The organism is Pseudomonas sp. AC172, assembly GCF_979258595.1.
This window is the reverse complement of the sequence record NZ_OZ409868.1, coordinates 4,863,114-4,883,384: the sequence shown is the minus strand read 5'-3', so window position 1 is coordinate 4,883,384 and position 20,271 is coordinate 4,863,114. Positions and strand designations below refer to the sequence as shown.

General features: G+C 59.2%; 18 protein-coding genes and 1 riboswitch. Of the genes, 8 read left to right on the top strand and 10 right to left on the bottom strand.

The window, feature by feature from the left end; genetic code table 11:
- Positions 1–216: 216 nt before the first annotated feature.
- Positions 217–1,986: a flavin monoamine oxidase family protein gene (locus ACZ0A4_RS22055; protein WP_463576369.1), complete on the top strand. Its 1,770-nt coding sequence runs from the start codon at positions 217–219 to the stop codon at positions 1,984–1,986.
- A 371-nt stretch (positions 1,987–2,357) separates the two neighbouring features.
- On the opposite strand, the gene ACZ0A4_RS22050 is transcribed toward ACZ0A4_RS22055, so the two are convergent.
- Positions 2,358–2,855, bottom strand: a complete 498-nt coding sequence (locus tag ACZ0A4_RS22050; RefSeq protein ID WP_463576368.1) for a hypothetical protein — start codon at positions 2,853–2,855, stop codon at positions 2,358–2,360.
- Positions 2,856–3,178: 323 nt separating this feature from the next.
- On the opposite strand from ACZ0A4_RS22050, the gene ACZ0A4_RS22045 reads away from it, so the two are divergent.
- Positions 3,179–3,730 (top strand): cytochrome b, encoded by a 552-nt coding sequence (locus ACZ0A4_RS22045; protein WP_007913713.1) that lies wholly within the window; start codon positions 3,179–3,181, stop codon positions 3,728–3,730.
- A gap of 31 nt (positions 3,731–3,761) precedes the next feature.
- Positions 3,762–4,337, top strand: coding sequence for a YceI family protein (locus ACZ0A4_RS22040; protein WP_007913714.1), 576 nt, complete (start codon positions 3,762–3,764; stop codon positions 4,335–4,337).
- Positions 4,338–4,591: 254 nt separating this feature from the next.
- Here the strand turns inward: ACZ0A4_RS22040 and ACZ0A4_RS22035 are convergent, their stop codons facing one another.
- The 4 genes from ACZ0A4_RS22035 to ahcY form a co-directional block, all read right to left on the bottom strand.
- A complete protein-coding gene (locus ACZ0A4_RS22035) occupies positions 4,592–6,478 on the bottom strand; it encodes a DEAD/DEAH box helicase (RefSeq protein ID WP_034153634.1) in 1,887 nt (628 codons plus the stop codon).
- 222 nt (positions 6,479–6,700) lie between these two features.
- Positions 6,701–7,513 (bottom strand): substrate-binding periplasmic protein, encoded by an 813-nt coding sequence (locus ACZ0A4_RS22030; RefSeq protein WP_463576367.1) that lies wholly within the window; start codon positions 7,511–7,513, stop codon positions 6,701–6,703.
- 193 nt (positions 7,514–7,706) lie between these two features.
- Complete coding sequence (gene metF, locus ACZ0A4_RS22025; protein WP_463576366.1) at positions 7,707–8,552, bottom strand: methylenetetrahydrofolate reductase [NAD(P)H]; 846 nt, start codon at positions 8,550–8,552, stop codon at positions 7,707–7,709.
- Between the two features lie 191 nt (positions 8,553–8,743).
- Positions 8,744–10,153, bottom strand: a complete 1,410-nt coding sequence (gene ahcY / locus ACZ0A4_RS22020; RefSeq protein WP_463576365.1) for an adenosylhomocysteinase — start codon at positions 10,151–10,153, stop codon at positions 8,744–8,746.
- Between the two features lie 23 nt (positions 10,154–10,176).
- Positions 10,177–10,276: riboswitch (S-adenosyl-L-homocysteine riboswitch) on the bottom strand.
- Positions 10,277–10,474: 198 nt separating this feature from the next.
- On the opposite strand from ahcY, the gene ACZ0A4_RS22015 reads away from it, so the two are divergent.
- The gene (locus ACZ0A4_RS22015; protein ID WP_016984776.1) at positions 10,475–10,882 is read left to right on the top strand and encodes an acyl-CoA thioesterase; all 408 of its coding nucleotides are present in this window, start codon (positions 10,475–10,477) and stop codon (positions 10,880–10,882) included.
- Positions 10,883–11,056: 174 nt separating this feature from the next.
- On the top strand, positions 11,057–11,953 hold the full coding sequence (locus tag ACZ0A4_RS22010) for a formate/nitrite transporter family protein (protein WP_463576364.1): 897 nt from the start codon (positions 11,057–11,059) through the stop codon (positions 11,951–11,953).
- A 2-nt stretch (positions 11,954–11,955) separates the two neighbouring features.
- Here ACZ0A4_RS22010 and ACZ0A4_RS22005 read toward each other — a convergent pair whose 3' ends face one another.
- Together ACZ0A4_RS22005 and ACZ0A4_RS22000 are read right to left on the bottom strand one after the other, a co-directional pair.
- Positions 11,956–13,206 (bottom strand): cation:dicarboxylate symporter family transporter, encoded by a 1,251-nt coding sequence (locus ACZ0A4_RS22005; RefSeq protein WP_463577613.1) that lies wholly within the window; start codon positions 13,204–13,206, stop codon positions 11,956–11,958.
- 77 nt (positions 13,207–13,283) lie between these two features.
- Positions 13,284–13,697 (bottom strand): VOC family protein, encoded by a 414-nt coding sequence (locus ACZ0A4_RS22000; RefSeq protein WP_463576363.1) that lies wholly within the window; start codon positions 13,695–13,697, stop codon positions 13,284–13,286.
- A gap of 91 nt (positions 13,698–13,788) precedes the next feature.
- Here ACZ0A4_RS22000 and ACZ0A4_RS21995 point away from each other — a divergent pair, with 91 nt between their 5' ends.
- Positions 13,789–14,652, top strand: coding sequence for a LysR family transcriptional regulator (locus tag ACZ0A4_RS21995; RefSeq protein WP_463576362.1), 864 nt, complete (start codon positions 13,789–13,791; stop codon positions 14,650–14,652).
- 31 nt (positions 14,653–14,683) lie between these two features.
- Here the strand turns inward: ACZ0A4_RS21995 and ACZ0A4_RS21990 are convergent, their stop codons facing one another.
- Both ACZ0A4_RS21990 and ACZ0A4_RS21985 read right to left on the bottom strand, forming a co-directional pair.
- Positions 14,684–15,946, bottom strand: a complete 1,263-nt coding sequence (locus tag ACZ0A4_RS21990) for a cation:proton antiporter (protein ID WP_463576361.1) — start codon at positions 15,944–15,946, stop codon at positions 14,684–14,686.
- A gap of 288 nt (positions 15,947–16,234) precedes the next feature.
- The gene (locus ACZ0A4_RS21985; protein WP_463576360.1) at positions 16,235–17,404 is read right to left on the bottom strand and encodes an MFS transporter; all 1,170 of its coding nucleotides are present in this window, start codon (positions 17,402–17,404) and stop codon (positions 16,235–16,237) included.
- A gap of 251 nt (positions 17,405–17,655) precedes the next feature.
- On the opposite strand from ACZ0A4_RS21985, the gene ACZ0A4_RS21980 reads away from it, so the two are divergent.
- Together ACZ0A4_RS21980 and ACZ0A4_RS21975 are read left to right on the top strand one after the other, a co-directional pair.
- Positions 17,656–18,489 (top strand): EamA family transporter, encoded by an 834-nt coding sequence (locus tag ACZ0A4_RS21980; RefSeq protein ID WP_463576359.1) that lies wholly within the window; start codon positions 17,656–17,658, stop codon positions 18,487–18,489.
- A 39-nt stretch (positions 18,490–18,528) separates the two neighbouring features.
- Positions 18,529–18,912, top strand: a complete 384-nt coding sequence (locus ACZ0A4_RS21975; RefSeq protein WP_141126215.1) for an MAPEG family protein — start codon at positions 18,529–18,531, stop codon at positions 18,910–18,912.
- Positions 18,913–19,033: 121 nt separating this feature from the next.
- Here ACZ0A4_RS21975 and mltA read toward each other — a convergent pair whose 3' ends face one another.
- Entirely contained in the window at positions 19,034–20,212 is a 1,179-nt protein-coding gene (gene mltA, locus ACZ0A4_RS21970) for a murein transglycosylase A (protein ID WP_463576358.1), read from the bottom strand.
- Between the last annotated feature and the right edge of the window lie 59 nt (positions 20,213–20,271).

Below are 20,271 nucleotides of genomic sequence, written 5' to 3'. Positions count from 1 at the left end.
CTCCTCGAGGCGGCTCGCGTCAGGCGCGGGCAAACAATCGCGCAAGCCTATGCAATGCGTCGCGCGGGGACAACCCATTGTGTCGATTGAGCTACTTTGTATGAGCCGATAGACGTCGCTGGCGGCGTTTTGATGGCTAACGTATTCTTCGCGGTTCTTTGGGTCGTCTGACCCGCAAAACTGCTTTTTCCTACGTGTATTTCCGGAGTTCGCTGAATGTCTGTCGGTTGGCTGCGCGCCTGTGCGCTGGTGATGTTGGGGCTGTTCAGCGTTACAGCGCTGGCCAAGGATAAAACTGCAATCGTGATCGGCGGCGGCCTCTCGGGTCTGACCGCTGCTTACGAGCTGCAAAACAAAGGCTGGCAGGTCACCCTGCTGGAAGCCAAGCCGAGCATGGGCGGTCGCTCCGGCATGGCCACCAGCGAGTGGATCGGCAACGACAAGACGCAGCCGGTGCTGAACAAGTACGTGTCGACCTTCAAGCTCGGTACCACGCCGGCTCCGGAATTCGTGCGTACGCCGGGTTACCTGATCGACGGCGAGTATTTCTCCGCTGCGGATCTGGCGACCAAGCAACCGGCCACCGCTGATGCCTTGAAGCGCTACCAGAAAACCCTCGACGATCTGGCGCGTTCGATCGACGACCCGCAGAACCCGGCGGCGACCAGCACCCTGCATGCGCTGGACCAGATCACCGTATCGAGCTGGCTCGACAAGCAGAACCTGCCAGCCACTGCGCGCCAGTTGATCAACCAGGACATCCGCACTCATTACGACGAGCCTTCGCGTCTGTCGCTGCTGTATTTCGCTCAGCAGAACCGTGTCTATCGCGGCGTTTCCGACCGTGACCTGCGCGCTTCGCGTCTGGTCGGCGGCAGCCAGGTGCTGGCGCAGGCGTTCGTCAAACAGATCAAGACCATCAAGACCAATTCGCCAGTGTCGGCGATCAATCAGGACAAGGACGGCGTGACCGTCAAGGTCGGCAGTGTTGGCTACCAGGCTGATTACGTCGTACTGGCCGTGCCGTTGCGCGCGCTGAACAAGATTGCCCTGACGCCGGCGCTGGATGCCCAGCACATGGCCGCGATCAAGGGCACCAACTACGGCTGGCGCGACCAGATCATGCTGAAGTTCAAGACGCCGGTGTGGGAAAGCAAGGCGCGGATGTCCGGCGAGATCTACAGCAACACTGGTCTGGGCATGTTGTGGATCGAGCCTGCTCTAAAGGGCGGTGCCAACGTGGTGATCAACCTGTCCGGCGACAATGCCCGCGTGATGCAGGCGTTCGGCGACAAGCAGATGGTCGATCAGGTGCTGATTCGTCTGCACGCGTTTTATCCACAGGCCCGTGGCTCGTTCACCGGTTATGAAATCCGTCGCTACAGCACCGACCCGTCGATGGGCGGCGCGTACCTGGCTTATGGCCCGGGCCAGATCAGCAAGTTCTGGCGCCTGTGGGAACGTCCGCTGCAACGCGTGACGTTCGCTGGCGAGCACACCGACACCTTGTACCCGGGCACGCTGGAAGGCGCACTGCGCACCGGTCAGCGTGCGGCCAGTCAGGTTGAAGACCTGGCGGCGGGCAAGTCGTTTGAGCCGGCGAAGGTGGTACCGGCCGCAGCAGCGGCAGGCGCGGCGGGTGCCGTGGCGGCGAAGAAGGGCAACTTCTTCAGCAACCTGTTTGGCGGTTCGGATGACGAGAAGAAGCCTGAGCCTGTGAAGGCGCCAGAGCCGGCTCCAGCGCCGGTTGCTCCAGCGCCTGCGCCGACTCCGGCACCTGCGCCAGCTCCGGTGGAAGCACCGAAGCCAGCGGCCCCGGTGAAAGCTGAACCGGCGAAGAAAGCAGCGGCCAAGCCTGCGGCGAAGAAGCCAGCGGCAAAAACCGAAGCGAAAAAGCCTGCGGCCAAACCGGCGGCGAAAAAGGCTGAGCCGGCGAAGAAGCCTGCAGCCAAGCCGGCAGCAACCACTGAGACCAAGGCGCAGTAAGCCTTTGCTTCAATAAAAAACGCGGCCAAACGGGCCGCGTTTTTTTTTGCCGCAAGCGCGCGCTTCAATCCTTTTCGGTGCAGTCTCAAGGCTTACCTCTGCGCAGGACACTTCCCACAAAACAATCAGAACGAAATGATAGCGGGTGCCTGATCTCCAACTTTATGCTTGGAAAAATTCGAGGCGCTCGATGAAAAGACTTACGGTAATACTTTTGTTGATGACACTTTCGGGTTGTGCCAATGGGCGTTTCTTTCCTGGTGGTTATGGCGCTGAACTTGCTCATCAATGCAAGATAGATCCGTATAGTGCGGATTGCTTGCAGCCACCGGCGGTTTTTACCAACTAATCAATAAAAGTAAGAAGGTTTGTTAAAAGTCCCATTTGAAGAACTCCGTGCCGTTGGGTAATTTTCGGAGCCATCGTTGCTTGGGTTTTCGAATGCGTCCGGGGACAAAACCGAATCGGGCCCAGCGCAGATTCCCGTTGCGCTGATCGTAGATGACCAGGTTCCCATCGTCCTGCATCGTCATGTAAGTGTTGTGCCACAGGGATTTGTCGAGGCTGTGCGTGCTTTCAGCAATCCATAGGCGCCGTCGGGAAGGGTCGTAGAGAAAGCCATTGTTGCTGATGACGAACTGCAATGGCTCACGCATCTTTTTCGGATGCAAAGTCAAACTGTAAGGCTGGTGGTTATCGGCGATCCACACCACCGCTTCACCTTCTTTTATCACCAGATTTCCATCGCTCTGCAATGTCAGTCGGAATCGACCGTTCTCGGATTGCAGATATTGACCTGGGGTCAGGGTTTGGTTTGGCGGTAACTCGGAAGTACCACTTGCTTGAAAGGGGGTGTAACGAAGAGCCATGTTGTTCACCTTTTCAAAGAATGATTGAGTCATCATTTGAACAGGTGCAGACGTACAACTAACGATACATAGTTATCGACTGAACATTTCTCTGTCGACGACCTTCCTGCGATCGATGCCTGCTTGGGGGAGCGCCGGTCCAGCCAGCGAGAATCGAGTAGCATGGCCCGAGCGTTGTACGGAAAAACCGCCTTTAATCTTTCCTTAACACGCCAATTACAGACTCTTGATCGTATTTCTCGATATTTCAAAGCAAAATTTTCCGCTTTAATTCGATAGATAACTCGCTAGTCTTGGTTCGCAGTTCTCACAGGATTTGGGCAATGCAGCTACGTAACTCTTCTTCGCGCTATGGTTGGGTCAGCATCTTCATGCACTGGGGCGTGGCGCTGGTGGTCTTCGGGTTGTTCGCGCTGGGCCTGTGGATGGTCGGGCTGGATTACTACAGCAGCTGGCGCAAAGAAGCGCCGGATCTGCACAAGAGTATCGGCCTGGTGTTGCTGGCTGTGATGGTATTGCGGGTGCTGTGGCGCTTTATCAGCCCACCGCCACCGACGCTGCAAAGCTACAGCCGCATGACCCGTATCGGCGCCAAATTCGGCCACGGGTTTCTGTATCTGGCGCTGTTCGCTGTGATGCTTGCCGGTTACCTGATTTCCACCGCAGACGGTGTCGGGATCCCGGTGTTTGGCCTGTTTGAAGTTCCTGCACTGGTTTCCGGGCTACCGGATCAGGCAGATACCGCCGGGGTGATTCATCTCTGGCTGGCGTGGGCGCTGGTAATTTTTTCCGGTCTCCATGCGTTGGCAGCATTGAAGCACCACTTTATCGATCGTGATGCGACCCTGACACGAATGCTCGGTCGCAAAGCCTGAAATTCAACCTCGACTCAAAGGAAAAGAAAGCATGTTGAAAAAGACTCTGGCCGCTCTGGCAATCGGTTCTGCACTGCTCTCGGCTCAGGCCATGGCAGCGGATTACAAAATCGACAAGGAAGGTCAGCACGCCTTCGTTGACTGGAAAATCAGCCACCTGGGTTACAGCTTCATCCACGGTACCTTCAAGGATTTCGACGGTACGTTCTCGTGGGATTCGGCCAAGCCTGAAGCCAGCAAGATCTCGGTTGATGTGAAAACCGCCAGCCTGTGGTCGAACCACGCTGAACGTGACAAGCACATCGCCAGCAAAGACTTCCTCGACGTGGGCAAGTTTGCTGATGCCAAGTTCGTTTCCACCGCCGTTAAATCGACCGGTGAAAAGACTGCTGACGTGACCGGCGACCTGACCCTGCACGGCGTGACCAAGCCTGTGACCTTCAAGGCCACGTTCAACGGCGAAGGCAAGGATCCATGGGGCGGCGAGCGTGCTGGCTTCAACGCCAAGACCACCCTGAACCTGAACGATTTCGGGATCAAGGGCCCAGGTCCTACCTCGCAAACTGCGGATCTGGACATCTCGCTGGAAGGCGTGAAAGTTAAATAACTTTCCCCCGCCACATAAAAACGCCCCCGGTCGAAAGGCCGGGGGCGTTTTTATTGCCCGTCACACACATCCCCTGTGGGAGCGAGCCTGCTCGCGAAGGCGGCGGTTCAGTCAGCAATGATATTGGCTGAATGACCGCTTTCGCGAGCAGGCTCGCTCCCACACGGGATATGCGGTGATTCAGGGGGATTTGTGGCGGCAAAAAAAATGCCCCGGCTCTTTCGAGGCGGGGCATCTTTTATGTCGGCGTTAACTCAGCGATTGCGGGTCAGCAGCGCTGGTTTTTCGCCACGCGGGCGGCTTGGCAGTTGATCAAGTTGCTCAGGCGTCGGGAAGCGGTCGGCTTTCGACTCCTTGTGCATGATCTTCGGGCCGTTGCTGCGCGGGTTCTGCACGGCTGGCTCGCTGCGAGGCTGATCGTCACGGGCTGGACGACGGTTGCGCGAGGACGAGGCGGAATCGTCGCGACGACCCGACTGACCATCACGCGGCGCGCCGTTGCGCGGGCCGCCGCTGCGTTTGGCTGGCGGGGTGCCGGTGCTCGAGCCGTTGCTGTTGCGCGGACCATTCTGACGACCCTGCGACTGACCGCCGCGTGGTGCGCCCGAACCTGCGCCTGCGCCCTGAGCCGGTGCGCCTGGACGACGGCCGCGACCGCCAGCCGGGGCAGGCTTGGGCACGTAGTCAACGCGGTTACCGAAGTTATCCACATCGTCGTCGAGGAACTCGTCCGGTGCACGATCAGCCGCCGCACGTGGCGGTTGGCTCGGGCGCTGTTCGCGAGCCGGAGTGCCTTCGCGCGGTTTCTGCTGACGGGCAGGACGCTCGCCACGTTCACCGGCCGGTTTTTCCTTGCCCTTGTCTTTGCCTTTGTCTTTACGACCGCCGCCACCGCCGCCGCCATTCGGGCCGTCGCCGCGTGGGCCACGTGGATTGCGCGGGTTACGCACGTCCGGACGCTCACGCACTTCCGGCTTCTCGGCTTCAATGGTGCTCGAATCAAAGCCCATCAGGTCGCCGTCGGCGATTTTCTGCTTGGTCATGCGTTCGATGCTTTTCAGCAGTTTTTCTTCGTCCGGCGCGACCAGCGAGATCGCCTCGCCCGAACGACCGGCACGGCCCGTACGGCCGATACGGTGAACGTAATCTTCATCGACGTTCGGCAGTTCGAAGTTGACCACGTGTGGCAACTGATCGATGTCCAGACCGCGTGCGGCGATGTCGGTGGCAACCAGAATGCGCACCTGGTTGGCCTTGAAGTCGGCCAGCGCTTTGGTGCGCGCGTTCTGGCTCTTGTTGCCGTGGATCGCCACAGCCGGCAGGCCGTGCTTGTCCAGGTACTCGGCCAAGCGGTTGGCGCCGTGCTTGGTGCGGGTAAAAACCAGCACCTGTTCCCACGCGCCGGCGGTGATCAGGTGCGCCAACAGCGCACGCTTGTGACTGGCCGGCAGACGGAATACGCGTTGTTCGATGCGCTCGACCGTGGTGTTCGGCGGCGTGACTTCGATGCGTTCCGGGTTGTGCAGCAGCTTGCCGGCAAGGTCGGTGATGTCCTTGGAGAACGTCGCCGAAAACAGCAGGTTCTGACGCTTGGACGGCAGGCGCGCGAGAACTTTCTTCACGTCGTGCACGAAACCCATGTCGAGCATGCGGTCGGCTTCGTCGAGGACGAGGATTTCCACGTGGGACAGGTCAACGCTGCCCTGGCCGCAGAGGTCGAGCAAGCGACCCGGGCAGGCGACGAGCACGTCGACACCACGGGACATGGCCTGAACCTGTGGGTTCATGCCGACACCGCCGAAGATGCAGGCGCTGACGAATTTCAGGTCACGGGCGTAGATCTTGAAGCTCTCGTGTACCTGGGCCGCGAGTTCGCGGGTCGGGGTCAGGACCAATACGCGCGGTTGGCGCGGGCCATGACGCTGGGATTTGTCCGGGTGACCGTTGGGGAACAACCGCTCCAGGATCGGAAGGGCGAAACCGCCGGTTTTACCGGTACCTGTCTGTGCCGCAACCATCAGGTCGCGACCTTGCAACACGGCGGGAATGGCCCGCTGTTGCACCGGAGTAGGCTCGGTATAGCCCGCATCTTCGATGGCGCGGACTAAAGCCTCGGAGAGACCGAGGGAAGCAAAGGACATGAGTAATCCTGTTTTAGTTAGGGCTTGGCCCAATGGGAGTCTTGCCTGGCGCGAATGGCGTTTAAGAGGACGCAATCCCGTCCGGTCCTGCTGCGGTTCCGAAGGCACGTCTGGAGCGCTCGCGCGGGCTGCAAAGCTGCGCTGTAGCGGGTCGAGAGGCCTGTTACGGTTCCGGGCGTCCGGGCGTGAGCCTGGCGGGAACGCCGGAGTATAACAGAGCAATCACTGCGCGCTGCTTTCCTGCTGCTCAACGGTTTTGCTGTTGGCCGTGGCTGAATTCATTGAAGGGCTGCTGGAAGGGGCGGCGCCGTAGCGTGCGCTCAGCTCGGCGTAGGCTGGTTCGCGCTTGAAACGTTTGAGTTCGGCACCGAAACGCTGCACCAGCAAATCCATGCCGGCATTGCGCCGAACCGCGAGAAACTGGCTCTGGCGGCTAATAACGGTAGGGTTCTCAGTGATCTGATCACGAATATTCAATTCATCGAGCAAATGCTGACCGACGCGGCGATCGGTGATCAGCAAGTCGATGCGACCGCGCACCAGTTTGCCGAAGTTGGCTTCGTGGGTCGGTGCCGGCTCACGGCTAAACAACGTTGATTCACTGAAATCGGGGCTGTACAGATAACCCGGCGAGGTGCCGATGGTCAGGCCTTTGAGCTCTTCGAGTTTGCTGAACGGGTGCGGCCGGTCGTTGGCGTAGAACATCACGAACTCGACGTCCGACAGCGGTTCGCTCGGGTAAAGCAGGGTGGCGTCGCGCTCTTCGCTATGAAAAATGTCCAGCGCGCCATCAGCCTGACCGGTCTCTAGCATCGACAGGCAGCGCTTCCATGGCAGGAATTGCCAATCGACTTCAATGCCCAGCCGTTTGAAGACAATGGCAGTGGTTTCGTAGTCGAGCCCGAGGTTTTTGCCGCCGTCTTCATAAACATAAGGCGCCCACGGTTCGGTGACAATACGCAGTTTCTCGCCTCGAGCGGCGAAGCTCAGGCAAGCAAAAACCAGCACGGCGAATAACTGCGTGATCAAAGGCATGGCTTGAGATTACGACGAGAAACGCGAAAGAGCCAGAAAGTGCCTGCACAAGCTCTGTTTCGGGCCTTTAAACGCAAAAAATCGCAACCTTCGGCAGCTCCTACACGGGATACGAAATCTCAATGTAGGAGCTGCCGAAGGCTGCGATCTTTTGATCTTGCTTGTCACTTTCAGCTTGAAGCTTGCCGTTGCTTCAACGAGGCAACTTCAGGTTATTCCAGATCGCCAGACTAGGCTCAGCCTGGTTCATGGAATAAAAGTGCAGCCCCGGTGCGCCGCCCTGCAACAGACGCTCGCACATCTCGCTGACGACTTGCTCACCAAAACGCTGAATGCTCTGGGTGTCATCGCCGTAGGCTTCCAGTTGCTTGCGGATCCAGCGCGGAATTTCCGCACCGCAGGCATCGGAGAAGCGCGCGAGTTTGCTGTAGTTGGTGATCGGCATGATCCCCGGCACGATCGGCAGATCGACACCTTGCGCCTGCAAACGGTCGACAAAGTAGAAATAGCTGTCGGCGTTGAAGAAGTACTGGGTGATCGCGCTGTCGGCGCCGGCGCGAGCCTTGCGCACGAAGTTGGCCAGATCGTCTTCGTAGTTGCGTGCTTGCGGATGCATCTCCGGGTAAGCGGCAACTTCGATGTGGAAATGGTCACCGGTTTCTTCTCGAATGAATTCCACCAGTTCATTGGCGTGACGCAGCTCACCGCTGGTCATGCCCATGCCGGACGGCAGGTCACCACGCAGGGCAACGATGCGCTTGATGCCGGCAGTCTTGTACTCGTTCAGCAGGCCGCGCAGGTCGTCCTTGCTGTCGCCGACGCACGACAGGTGCGGTGCGGCCGGGATTTTGACTTCGCTTTCCAGTTGCAGAACGGTGTTGAGGGTTCGATCACGGGTCGAACCACCCGCGCCATAGGTGCAGGAAAAGAAGTCGGGATTGTAAGTGGCCAGCTGACGGGCAGTGGCGAGCAGTTTTTCATGCCCAGCATCGGTCTTGGTCGGGAAGAACTCGAAGCTGTAGCGACGGTCTTGGGACATGGAGGAAACCTCCAGCTACAAGCTGCAAGCTACGAGCTGCAAGAGCAGCGGAGGTGCGCTGGTCTCTTGTGCCTGAAGCTTGCGGCCTGACACTGTTTTGAAATAGGGGCAGAGCCTCAGGCTTCACACGGCAAGTCCGGCTTTTGACCTCGCTTGCCGCTTGAAGCTGGAAACTCGCAGCTGCTCTTGTCTTAGTAGCGGTAAGCGTGCGGCTTGAACGGGCCTTCGACGGTGACGCCGATGTAGTCAGCCTGTTGCTTGGTCAGTTGCGTGACCACGCCGCCGAAGCCGCGAACCATTTCCAGGGCCACTTCTTCGTCGAGTTTCTTCGGCAGTACTTCAACGGTCAGACGCTCGGCTTTCTGGGCTGGCGACAGGTCGGCGTACTTCTGGCCGAACAGGAAGATCTGCGCCAGCACCTGGTTGGCGAACGAACCGTCCATGATGCGGCTTGGGTGACCAGTGGCGTTGCCCAGGTTAACCAAACGGCCTTCGGCCAGCAGAATCAGGTAGTCATCGTTCTGCGCGTCGAAAGCGCCCGGGCCGGTACGGTGGATCTTGTGTACCTGTGGCTTCACTTCTTCCCATGCCCAGTTCTTGCGCATGAAAGCGGTGTCGATTTCGTTGTCGAAGTGACCGATGTTGCAGACCACGGCGCGCTTCTTCAGGGCTTTGAGCATGTTCGCGTCGCAAACATTGACGTTACCGGTGGTGGTCACGATCAGGTCGATCTTGCCCAGCAGCGCTTTGTCGATGCTTGCTTCGGAACCGTCGTTGATACCGTCGATGAACGGCGAAACCAGTTCGAAACCGTCCATGCACGCTTGCATGGCGCAGATCGGGTCAACTTCGGAGACTTTAACGATCATGCCTTCCTGACGCAGGGACTGAGCCGAACCCTTGCCCACGTCACCGTAACCGATGACCAGCGCTTGCTTGCCGGACAGCAGGTGGTCGGTACCGCGCTTGATCGCGTCGTTCAGGCTGTGACGGCAGCCGTACTTGTTGTCGTTCTTGGACTTGGTCACCGAGTCGTTGACGTTGATGGCCGGGATTTTCAGCTCGCCCTTGGCCAGCATGTCCAGTAGACGGTGTACGCCGGTGGTGGTTTCTTCGGTCACGCCGTGAACGCGATCCAGTACTTCTGGGTACTTGTCGTGCAGCAGCTGAGTCAGGTCGCCGCCGTCGTCGAGGATCATGTTGGCGTCCCATGGCGCGCCATCCTTCAGGATGGTTTGTTCCAGGCACCACTCGTACTCTTCTTCAGTTTCGCCTTTCCAGGCGAAAACCGGGATACCGGCAGCAGCGATAGCGGCAGCAGCCTGATCCTGAGTGGAGAAAATGTTGCAGGACGACCAGCGTACTTCGGCACCCAGGGCAACCAGGGTTTCGATCAGCACGGCAGTCTGAATGGTCATGTGGATGCAGCCAAGGATCTTGGCGCCTTTCAACGGCTGTTCGCCGGAGTACTTGCGACGCAGACCCATCAGAGCCGGCATTTCCGATTCGGCGATGATGGTTTCGCGACGGCCCCAGGCAGCCAGGGACATGTCGGCAACTTTGTAATCGTTAAAATCTGCAGGCGTGATAACAGCGCTCATGAAGAGCCTCCATTCGTAATGTATGCGAATGGGCGCCGTTGTGCGTTTAGTGTCCAGCGTAAGGCCGGTCAACGCCCCATCCGAGCCTGACAGGTTGAACCTGCTGCAGCGCCCCTCGGACAGGTGGCGGGAAAACGGTAGCAAGTGATCGTTACCGTTTTGAAACGGGGGCGATTATAGCCGTCTAGACTGATCTTCCAAAGGGTTTCTGTCGGCCAAATGAAGATCGTTAATGACGACCATAGTCGAAGCCGCATGGAGCATGACCGCTCAGTCTGCCAAGATACCGTCCATCGTTCGGCAAGACACTCAGGAGTGAAGATGAATTTCCACACCCGCAAATGGGTAAAACCCGAAGACCTCAACCCCAATGGCACCCTGTTCGGTGGCAGCCTGTTGCGCTGGATCGACGAAGAAGCGGCGATATACGCCATCGTGCAGCTGGGCAATCAGCGCGTGGTGACCAAGTACATTTCCGAAATCAACTTCGTCAGCGCCTCGCGCCAGGGTGACATTATCGAACTGGGCATCACCGCCACCGAGTTCGGCCGCACCTCGATCACCCTCACCTGCGAAGTGCGCAACAAGATCACCCGCAAGAGCATTCTGACCGTCGAGAAGATGGTATTTGTGAACCTGGGTGAAGACGGCTTGCCAGCGCCGCACGGCCGCACTGAAATCAAATATGTGAAAGACCAGTTCCAGGAAGATGAGTTAGTCACCAAATAACATCGGCGGTGCTTTCTTCGCGAGCAAGCTCGCTCCCACAAGGATCACGCTGTAACTGTGGGAGCGAGCCTGCTCGCGAAAGCGGTTGTCCTGTCGCCGAAGATTGATCTGGCCACTGAACAGCCATGAACCGCCGGGGTCGTAGGTAAACACCACCCCCACGGTTCCCACGCCATGACCACCCCCACCGACGGCAAGACCCCCGATCTCTCGGCCAAAGAACAGCACGAAGTCGAGAAGAGCCAGCCACCCCGCGCGGCCGTCCTGCATGAAATCATCCGCAGCCAAGGCGATCAGGAGCTGGAGCGCAGCATCGCTGCACTCTGGTGGTCGGCACTGGCGGCCGGGCTGACCATGGGGCTGTCGCTGATGGGCATGGGCCTGCTCAACTCGCGCCTGCCCGAAGGCGATGAATTCAAGGTAATCGCCAGTTTCGGTTACTGCGCAGGCTTTCTGGCGGTGATTCTCGCCCGCCAACAACTGTTCACCGAAAACACCCTGACCGCCGTGCTGCCGGTCATGACCAAACCGACGATCCGTAATTTCGGCCGTCTGATCCGCCTGTGGACGGTGGTGTTGGTCGGCAACCTCTGCGGCACGATTCTGGTGGCGTACGTGATGCTCGAACTGCCGATCTTCGACACCAAGACCGATCATGCCTTCCTCGAAATCGGCCGCAAGGTCATGGAAAACCACGCCAGCCAGATGTTCGCCAAAGGCATCGTTTCCGGCTGGATGATCGCCACCATGGTCTGGATGATCCCGTCCATGGAGAGCGCGAAGATGTGGATAATCATCCTCATCACCTATTTCATGGCCCTCGGCGACTTCACCCACATCGTGGTGGGTTCGGCAGAAGTGTCGTACCTGGTGTTTGCCGGTGAATTGCCGTGGAGTGATTTCTGGATGGTCTTCGCAGGGCCGACTCTGGCGGGGAATATCATTGGCGGCAGCTTTATCTTTGCGCTGATCAGCCATGCGCAGATTCGCAGTGAGAGCGGGGCGCCAAAGACGGATAAACCCGCCTCTGGCGAATCCCCCGAGGATGTTTCAGACAGCAAAAGCCGATAGTTTCAGGCGTTGAACGGCGGGCTGACCGGTGACTCGGCCGGCTCGCTTTCAGGCGCCTTTAGCTGGCCCTCCCAACGTGCGATGACCAGCGGCGCCAGCGCGTTGCCCAATACGTTCAGCGCAGTCACTGGCATGTCCATCAACCGGTAAACGCCAGCGATGATCGCCACGCCTTCCACTGGCAATCCGGCGGCGGTCAGCGTCGCCGTCAGAATGATGAACATGAAGCCCGGCACGCCCGCCGCGCCTTTGGAGGTCAGTACCATGATCAGCACCAGCATCGCCTGATCTGCCAGACCCAGGTCGATGCCATAAGCTTGAGCGATGAACAACGTGCCCAGTCCTGCAAACAGTGATGCGCCGTCCAGGTTGAACGAGTAGCCCAATGGAATGACCATGCTGGTGATCGGACGCGGTGCCCCGTAGCGTTCCATTTTTTCGATCAACTGCGGCATCACCGTGGCCGAAGCAGCGCTGCTGTAAGCCAGCAGCAATTCACTGCGTATTTCGCGGATAAGGTGGAAAAAACGGATCCCGGCCATTCGCGCCACCACACCCAGCACGCACAATGCGAACAGCAACACCGCCACATAAGTGATGCCGATCAACTTGGCCAGTGGCAGTAAGGCGCTCAGGCCAAAGCTGGCTACAGTCACGCCGATCAGGCCGAAAATACCGATCGGCGAATAGTGCATGACCAGATGCGTGACTTTGAACATGGTGTCGGAAACCGCCTGCATTACAGCGATCAGCGGCGCTTTCTGTTGCTCGGGCAGCATCGACAGGGCGCAGCCGAACAGGATGGCAAAGAACAACACCGACAGCAGTTTGCCCTGCGACATTGCCAGTACGATGTTATCCGGAACGATGTTGACCAGGGTTCGGCCAAGATTCTGTGTCTCACCTGAAGTGGCCAGCCCGCTGACCGGTGCCTGTAAGGTACTGCTGAAGTCCGCGCCAGCGCCGGGCTGGAATACGTTGCCGACGATCAGCCCGAAGACGATGGCGATGCTGGTGATCGTGAAAAAATACACCAGTGTTTTGATCCCGACCCGGCCAAGCGCTTTGGTACTGCCCGCGCCGGCTATGCCGACGACCATGCAGGCAAACACCAGCGGTACGACGATCATTTTCATCAGCCTGATAAACAGGTCGCCCGCCGGTTGCAGCAGGTTGTCGATAAACCAGGCTTTGTGTTCGGGAAACTGGTTGAGGAGGATGCCGACGATGACCCCGGCGGCGAGCCCGATCATGATGCGAGTGACCAGGCTGGTGGATGTTTTGCTACTCATGCTGTGCCCCTTTTTATTGTGTTTGTTGGGGGTTGGAATCAATGCGCAAACAGACCGTTGAAGTCTTTGAAGCCTTTGATTTCGATAGGGTTGCCGCTGGGGTCAAGGAAGAACATCGTGCGTTGCTCGCCCGCTTCGCCGGCGAAACGAATCACCGGTGGGATTTCAAAGTGAGTGCCCAGGCGGTTCAGGCGCTCGGCCAGTTCCAGCCACTCCTCCAGTGGCAGCACCACGCCGAGGTGTGGCATCAGCACCTTGTGCTCGCCGACCTGCCCGGTGCGGGTTGTCGCGAAGGGTTTGCCCAGGTGCAGCGAGAGTTGATTGCCGAAAAAGTCGAAGTCGACCCACGTCTCTGTACTGCGGCCTTCAGTGCAGCCCAACACATCTCGATAAAAAGTCCGCGTCTGATCCAGGTCGCAAACATGGTATGCAGCGTGAAAAGGTCTGTTCATGTGATCACCCTGAGTGAAGGAGCACTCAGGTTAAACAGGCCATGCGGCGGGGCAAAACGGCTTCGCCTTGTTCTGAGCGAAAGGAAAACTTATGGACGTGCGCTTTCTTCAAAGCCTGATCGCGGTAGTTGAAACCGGTTCGATTGCGGCCGCCGCGCGCCGCGAAAACCGCACGGCGGCGGCGATCAGTCAGCGAGTTCAGGCTCTCGAACGGTCACTGGGTTATGCCCTGTTGGTGCGCACCGCGCATGCCGCTCGGCCATCGGATCTCTGTCTGCAGGTGCTGCCGCAAATCAGGGCGATCATCGAACAGACGCAGGCGTTGCAAAACGATCGGGACCACGATGCTCTGACGGGAGAGGTGAAGATTGGCGCGATCTCGACGGCCTTGACGGGGGTGTTGCCGGGGTTGATCGAGCGATTGGCGTTTTCGGCGCCGGCGTTGAAGCTGAAGATCACGCCCGGGGACTCAAAAAGCCTTTACGAAAAGGTGCTGACGGGGGAGTTGGACGCGGCAATTCTGGTCAGGCCGCCGTTCCAGCCGCCGAAGGCATTGGCGCTGGCTGTGCTCAAGGTCGAGCCGCTGGTTTTGATTGCGCCGGCCGCGCGCGTCGGACAGTCGCTGGAAACACTGCTGCGCGAAGGTCCATTCATTCGTTATGACGCACGCTCATGGGGCGGGCAGATCGCTCAGCGATACCTCGACGAGCAGGCGATCGAGCCGAATGTGCTGTGTGAACTGGATGCGCTGGAAACCATCGTCATGCTCGTGACTCAGGGGATGGGAGTGTCACTGGTGCCACAATGGGCCGGGATGGCGCTGGACGGAATGTATGTCCTGCCGGTGGAGGAGGAGCAGCGTTATTCGCGAGAGCTGGTGGTGATGCACGGCTCGACGCCGCACCGCCCGTTGGCGATGCGGCATCTGCTCGAATTGCTCTGCGGTCCGTCATGAAGGTATGCCTCGACGGCGCCGCAGTGCTGCGTCAATGTGTGGTTTCAGACGCAGCATTCGGCTCGTCGCGGGTGGCGTGCTTGACCAGTTTGCCAATAGTCAGCCCCTGCAACAGGATCGACGACAGCACCACAATGTACGTGATGCTCAGCAGCAGATCGCGCTCCGGGCCCAGCGGCAAGGCCAGCGCCAGTGCCACCGAGACGCCACCGCGCAAACCGCCCCAGGTCAGGATGCGAATCGTGCCGGCGGGCACCGTGCGCCAGCGGCGCAGCAGGACAATCGCCGGGGCCACGGTGAGCAGGCGCGAGAGCAGAATCGCCACCGCCAGCAAACCTGCCGCGGCCATGTGCAGCCAGTTGAATGGCAGCAGCAACAGCTCCATGCCGATCAACGCGAACAGCAGCGCGTTGAGCATGTCATCGAGCAATTCCCAGAAACCGTCGAGGTAGCGGCGGGTCATGTCGTTCATCGCCAGATTACGCCCGACGTTGCCGATGATCAGACCGGCGACGACCATCGCAATCGGCGCTGAAACGTGAATCTCGGTCGCCATCGCCGAACCGCCGATGACCAGCGCCAAAGTCAGCATCACGGTGATCTGATGCTGCTCAATGCTCTTGATCATCCGATAGACCAGATACCCGATCAGCCCGCCGAACAGCACGCCGCCAATCGCTTCGTGAACGAACAGCATCGCGGTGGCGCTGACGGTCGGGGTTTCGCCAAGTTGGGCGATGCCCAGCAATACGGTGAACACCACAACAGCTGTGCCGTCGTTGAACAGCGACTCACCGACAATGGTGGTCTTCAGCGGCTTCGAGGCGTTGGCGGTACGCAGCACACCGAGCACGGCAATCGGGTCGGTCGGCGAAATCAATGCGCCGAACAACAGGCAGTAGAGGAAACTCACGTGCCAGCCGAACAGGGCAAAAATGTAATAGGCGAGGCTGCCGATCACCGCAGTGGCAATCAACACGCCGAAGGTCGCCAACAGGCCGATGGGCCAGCGGTAGCTGCGCAGGTCATTCAGGTTGACGTGCAGGGCGCCGGCGAACAGCAGGAATGAGAGCATCCAGTTCATCAGCAGATCGCCGAAGTCGATCTGACCGATCAGTTGCTGCACGCGTTCTTCGAGACCAGGGTAGCCGAGCACGCTCAGGCCTTGCAGGATCAGCGAGAACAGCAGCGCGGTAACCATCACGCCAATGGTCGGCGGGAGGCCGATGAAGCGGAAGTTGACGAAGGTCAGGAGGGTGGTGAGGCAGATGAAAGCGGCGACAAGTTCAAGCATCCGGGGTCCTTTGGATGGGGGGTGAAAGATAGCGCACCGAATCTTTGGTGCAGGGATTGGATGGGCTGAGTCAGGATCGGGACACAGTTGATGGTGTGATGAGATCAAGAGCCCCCTCACCCCAGCCCTCTCCCTTAGGGAGAGGGGAAAGGGAGCAGATCTTCGAGTCTTTCAGGGCCTGAGTTCGGCTCGAAATTTCAGGTCGATGTAACTCGAACATTCAACACGGTCAGTCCCCTCTCCCTCTGGGAGAGGGCTAGGGTGAGGGCTTTTGCAGGCTAAACCCGATCAGCCGGACACATTGACCGTAGCCGCCTCACGACGTTGCAGATAGATGAAAAACAGCGCCGTCAGCACCGTCAATACACCGACCAGCGCACCCGTCCACGGCAAGTCCGCCAGATCCGCGCCACTGGCCACCACCAGCCCGCCAATCCACGCCCCCGCCGCGTTGCCGAGATTGAAAGCGCTCTGGTTCAACGTTGAGCCGAGGTTCGGCGCTTCATGGGCCTGATCGATGATCAGCAATTGCAGAATCGGGCACAGCGCAAAAGCGAAAATCCCCCACAGCACCAGCGTGATTGCCGCTGGTACCACCGAGCGACTGGTCTGACTGAACGCCGCCAGAATCACCACCACCGCCAGGGCCACACCGACCAGCGACGGCAGCAAACGGCTATCAGCCAGACGCCCGCCGAGCATGCTGCCGCCGGTCAGGCCTACACCGAATAACAACAGCATCACCGTCACACCGTGTGGGCTGACGCCGGTGATGTCTTGCAGGATCGGCGCGATGTAGGTGAACACGCTGAACAGGCTGGTCGATGCCAGCACGCTCATGCCCAGTGCCAGCAGCACGTTGACCTTACCCAGCACTTTGAACTCGCTGGCGAGGTTGGCCTTGTCCATCGGGATGTGTTTCGGCAGCCACAACCACTGTGCCAGAGCGGCGATCACACCAATCACCGAGACCGCCCAGAAGGTCGAGCGCCAACCGGCGTACTGACCCAACGCTGTTCCCAGCGGCACGCCGAGAACGTTGGCCAAGGTCAGGCCGGTGAACATCATCGCAATCGCCTGCGCGCGCTTGTTCGGTGCGACCAGTCCGGCGGCGACCACCGAGCCAATCCCGAAGAACGCGCCGTGACACAGCGCCGTGACCACACGAGCGGCCATCAGCGTGGCGTAGTTCGGCGCCAGTGCGCAGAGCACGTTGCCGAGGATGAACATCAGCGTCATGCCCAGCAACGTCGCTTTGCGCGGCATGTTCGCGGTGCCGATCGCCAGGATCGGCGCGCCGAACACCACGCCTAAGGCGTAACCGGTGATCAGCAGGCCCGCGTGGGGAATGCTCACGGCAAGGTCGCGGGCAACATCGGGCAACAAGCCCATGATAACGAATTCGGTGGTGCCGATGCCGAACGCGGCAACAGCGAGGGCAAGCAAGGCGAGTGGCATGCGCAAGGTCTCTGTCGGTAGTCTTGACGCTTTGATCAGGCATACGCAGGCCGACGACCGATCTCGATAGAGGCCAGTGCAGGCAGGAATTATTGGTATTTTTCTGTGCGCAACTGAGTGCGGCGTGGTCGCTTGCAGTATAAACAGCTGCTGACACATCGCGAATCAATAATCTGACTATTCGACGATTCACTGTAGGAGCAGCCTGCGGCAGCTCCTACACGGGGACTCATAAAAACAAGGGGTAAGACGTGCTGGCGACAGCTTTGGTATTGATGGCGGCGCTGTTGCATGCGACGTGGAATACATTAATCAAGTTCAGCGCCGAGCGGTTGCTGGTGGTGGCGTGCATGGACACCGTGGCGCTGCTGGTCGTTGCAATCGCGTTTCCATTCGTGAGCTTGCCGCCCGTGGAAATCTGGCCATGGATTCTTGCTTCGGCAGCTTTTGAACTGCTTTATCGCTATCTGCTGATTCAAGCCTACCGGGTCGGCGATCTCGGGCTGGTCTATCCACTGATGCGTGGATTATCGCCTTTGGTGGTGCTCGCGTTGACTCTCATCTTCGCGGGTGAAGTGCTCACCACGCAGCAAATTTTCGGCATCATGCTGATTCCGTTCGGCATGGCCTGCCTGCTTCGGCAGGGCGGCGGTGGCAAGCACTTGCCGTGGTCGATGCTGCCGGTGGTGGCGCTGATCGGCCTATGCATCGGTTGCTACACCTACATCGATGGCCAGGCGCTGCGGCGCTGGTCGCATCCACTCGATTACCTGGTCTGGGTCACGCTGCTCAGCGCCTGGCCGTTTCCGCTGTTGGCGTGGGTCGCCAAGCGTCCGGCGTTCATGTTGTTCTGGCGTGAGCAATGGAAGTTAGGGTTGGCGGTGGGCTTCTGCGTATTGGCCAGCTACGCTCTGGTGCTGTGGGCGATGCAATTGGGCTCGATTGCGGAGGCCGCGGCATTGCGCGAAATCAGCGTGATTCTGGTGGTGCTGTTCGGCATGCGCTACTTGAAAGAACCTTTCGGCCGTCCACGGCTCTTAGCCTGTGGGCTGGTGCTGATCGGAATGCTGGTGATGAAGTTCTGACCGCTCGCGAATTCTATAACTCGAAAAAAGGACGGCGTTATGACGGTGGCTCTGTGGTGTGTGTTGATTGCGATTTTTCTACCGTACATCTGCACTGGCGTGGCGAAAGCAGTGGGTGGCTACCGGTTGAGTGACAACCACGATCCGCGCGACTTTCTCGAAAGTCTCAACGGTGTGGCCCGTCGGGCGCACGCGGCGCAACTGAACAGCTTTGAAGTGATGCCGGCGTTTGCAGCGGCGGTGATCATTGCGCATCTGGTGGGAACCGCGCAGTTGGTGACGGTCAATGTGCTGGCGGTGATGTTTATTACCAGTCGCCTGCTGTACATCATTTGCTATCTGGCCGACTGGGCGATCCTGCGTTCGCTGGTGTGGTTTGTGGGGATGGGATTGATCGCTTCGTTCTTCTTCGTGTCGGTCTGATGCTCGGGTGTTGCTGATGGCCTCTTCGCGAGCAGGCTCGCTCCCACATGGATATGCATTCCAACTGTGGGAGCGAGCCTGCTCGCGAAAGCCATTGTTCAGACGACAAGGATCCCAAGGGTTACTTCTTCTCTGTATCAGCCACCTGCGGCACTTGCGGCAACGCCGCGCCTTTTGGCCAGAGCATCCAGATCTGCCCTTGCTGTTTCATGTCTCCGGCCAATTGCCCGGCCGCATCACCGGTGCCCCAGAACAGATCTGCACGGACCTCACCGGCAATCGCGCCGCCGGTATCCTGCGCCGCCACTGGACGCACCAGTGCCGTGCCATCCGGTTTTGTGGTTGATAGCCACAACAGACTGCCCAACGGAATCACCTTGCGATCCACCGCTGCGCTGTAACCAGCCGTCAGCGGCACGTTCAGTGAACCTCGCGGGCCTTCGTTACTGTCCGGATTGCGGGTGAAGAACACATAACTCGGGTTGCTGCCCAACAGTTCGGGGATGCGCGACGGATTGGCCTTGGCCCAATTGCTGATCGCGTTCATGGTCACGTCTTCTTTCTTCAGCTCGCCTTGCTCCACCAGCCAGCGACCAATCGGGCGATACGGATGGCCGTTCTGATCGGCGTAGGCAATGCGCAGTTGTTTGCCGTCCTGGGTCTGAATGCGCCCGGAACCCTGGATCTGTAGAAATTGCAGGTTCATCGGATCGGTCAGGTAGGCAACCACGGGGGCTTTGACGCCTTTGGATTCGATGGTGGCTGCGTCGTCGTAAGGCTTGAGCACTCGGCCTTCGAGGCGACCGCGCAGACGCTTGCCTTTCAGTTCCGGGTAAATGCTGTCCAGCGAGACGATGATCATGTCTTCCGGCACACCGTACACAGGCACATTGGCCGTGTCGGTAGGCGTCAAACTGCCGGGGTAGACCGGTTCGTAGTAACCGGTGATCAAGCCGTTGGGGTTGTCGTTCTCAGCGCGCAGGCCGTAGACGTCGAGGTTTTGTTTGAGGAAGGCGCGAATCTCGCCAGCACTTTGCGGGACGTTGGCCGCGGCGGCGCAGGTGCTGCCCCAGACGGCGTCAGCCTTGAGCCGGGTGCAGGCGCTGCGCCACGAACCGAAGCCGGCGATCAGATCGCTATCGGACACTGCCGGCAATGCTTCCCAAGTGGCGCTGGAATAGGTGGCCAGTGCGTGGGTTTTCGGCTTGGCGCTGTCACCGCCAGTGCAGCCAGCGAGAATTGCCAGCAGTGGCAGGGTTGCGATCAACGGGTGACGCCAGGCCTTGAAACGGCTGTTCATGGAGTGATTCCTGTGCCGGTTGCCCGCGTGCTCCATGCGCTCGGACAACCCGTATTTTT